The sequence below is a fragment of the Methylomonas sp. BG-2 genome (assembly GCF_057766305.1).
Genome location: NZ_JBYMAP010000377.1, coordinates 1 through 2480, shown reverse-complemented (window position 1 = coordinate 2480; position 2480 = coordinate 1). Strand labels below are relative to the sequence as shown.

Sequence of the window (2480 nt, the reverse complement as noted above, 5' to 3'; positions counted from 1 at the left end):
GCGGGCCGAGGTTGATGCCCGGCTGGCGCCCAAACTGCCCGATGCCGGCGGCAAAGCCTATCCATACGGGCGCTGCGAGGAGATTACCAGCGAGCTGTATGCGCTGTTAGCGATCCGGTTGAGACTGGCCGAGACACCTATCGAACGCTCGCTGCACGAGTTCATCACTCATGGCGGTTTCGTGCGCTCGGTGTGGGGGGTGTTGCGCGAGCAGTATTTTCAAAACGCGTTGCAAGTCGGTGGATTGTATGTGGATGTCGCCAACGACACCGTCGATGTCGCCAAACCGCCGGTGGAAATCCTGCCGCTGGAAACCAGCGGCTTGCTGGCGGTGCGCGATTTGGCGCATTTTCGCCGTACCGCCGAAAGCTATTGGGGCGCGACGGTTTACGCCAATCATCTATTGCCGTCGTTGGCGCCATTATTGCCGATGGTATCGGTCAGTTCCGGCCGGTTGCGCCCCGGTTTGCAGTCCGCTTGCGATTACATGATCGCGCTGATGTGCCGCGATGGCTTCGAGCAAGCGGAAGCCTGGCTGCGCGACGGCCCGCCGCCGCCGGCCGAATTGGCGGTGGAGCTGTTGAACCAGACGCCTGACGATCTGCGGCCGTGGACCGAGCAGGGCCGCGACGAGGCGATTGCCGCCTGCCGGCGGGCCCGGCTCGGCGCTTGCGCCGCCGACGACCGTTGGCGGCAGGCTCGGGTGTTGGATTATCTGCGTTCGGTGCAAAGTCCGTCGGCCGCGAATCCGCCGTCACCTGCCGGTTGATTCGCCAGGTTTGTAAGGGAGGGTGGGCGGCGCCGATAGTAGGCCGGTTCGCTCGGGGAATGCCGACAGGTTCGCCGCATCTTAGGCACGATGCCTGATCGGAGCCGAAGGGGCCGGCCGTGCAGCGCCTTTCGGCGGCAATCTTGTAGGATAATGCTTGTTATCCATCCCATCGTCTTATTCAAACCGCATTGCTGACTATGAACTTTGATTCCGTGCAAACCATCGCTCAACAAAGCCGCGCGGCGGCTCGTCAATTGGCCTCGGCGTCGGCGGCCGCCCGCAATCAGGCCTTGGCGAAAATGGCCGAAGCGCTGGCGTCGGTTAAGCAACAAGTATTGGAAGTCAACGCGCTGGAAATCGGCAACGCGCGCGACGCGGGCCAGTCTGACGCGATGGTCAAACGACTGACGATAGACGACAAAACCTTCAATTACATGTTGTCGCGTCTGACTAAAGTCGCGCAGCGGCCCGATCCGCTGAATCGGGTACTGACCGGCCATACCAATCCGGCCGGCCTGCGGGTGTATAAGAAATCGGTGCCGCTGGGGGTGATCGGCATGATTTACGAGTCGCGCCCCAACGTCACCACCGATGCCGCCGGCGTCTGTATTAAAAGTGGCAACGCGGTGATTTTGCGCGGCGGTTCGGAAGCCTTGCAAACCAATGCCATTCTAACTGATGCGATGGTTGCCGGCGCGGTCGCGGCCGGCTTGCCGCAACACGCGATTCAAATTATTCGCACGCCCGGCCATGAAGCGGTTGGCGAATTGCTGAAAATGGACGGCTATATCGATGTGCTGATTCCGCGCGGCGGGAAGAGTTTGATACAGCGTATCGCCGAGGGAACTCGAATTCCGGTCATCAAGCATTACGACGGCATTTGCCACTTATATTTAGCCGGAGACGCCGAGCCCGAGAAAGCGGTGGCCTTGGCGGTGAATTCCAAATGTCAAAGCGTGCAGGTCTGCAATGCGTTGGAAACTCTGTTGGTTGATGCCGAATCGGCCGGACAGTTACTGCCGCTGCTTTACGAGGCGTTCGCGGCGCGTCAAATCGAGCTGCGTGGCTGCGAGAAAACCCTGGCGATGTTGCCGGGCATCGCCGCCGCGAGCGAGGAAGATTGGTTCACCGAATATCTGGCCCCGGTTTTGTCGGTGAAAGTCGTGGCCGGCATCCAGGCCGCGATAGATCACATCAACCACTATGGTTCCGGTCACACCGACGGCATTGTCACCCAAAGCCTGAGTCTGGCCCAACGGTTCGAGGAGCAGGTGGATTCGGCGTCGGTGATGATCAATGCCTCGACTCGTCTGTCCGGCGGAGGCGATTACGGTTTGGGTTCGGTGGTCGGCATCAGTACCGATAAACTCCACGTGCGCGGTCCGGTCGGGCCCGACGAGCTGACCACCTACAAATGGGTGGCGGTGGGGGATGGGCATTTGCGGGATTAGTTGGCGGACTTCAGCGTTCCAATTTCAAAGCCTGCCAATTTCCAAGCCGGGGAGAATTACCGCCGCGAAACAGGATGTGCCGGCGGGAGACAAGCGGGTTGTAAAGCGCTTCGCCCCGCCGCTGATTCTTGGTACGCAAGCGATCAAAAAGCGTTTCGCGCTCGGTACGAATGCTTAAAGCGTTTCAGGACCGAATCGATAGGGCTTGCAAGTGCAAGTGCAAGAGCTAAGTTGCCCGACATTCTGAATTAAACTGT

General features: G+C 59.9%; 2 protein-coding genes. Both read left to right on the top strand.

The window, feature by feature from the left end; all coding sequences use genetic code 11:
- Positions 1-769: hypothetical protein (locus AC3B8H_RS20350; protein ID WP_488443344.1), on the top strand; the 769-nt coding region annotated here is incomplete at its 5' end.
- A gap of 200 nt (positions 770-969) precedes the next feature.
- Positions 970-2223: a glutamate-5-semialdehyde dehydrogenase gene (locus AC3B8H_RS20345; protein ID WP_488443343.1), complete on the top strand. Its 1254-nt coding sequence runs from the start codon at positions 970-972 to the stop codon at positions 2221-2223.
- Positions 2224-2480 lie beyond the last annotated feature (257 nt).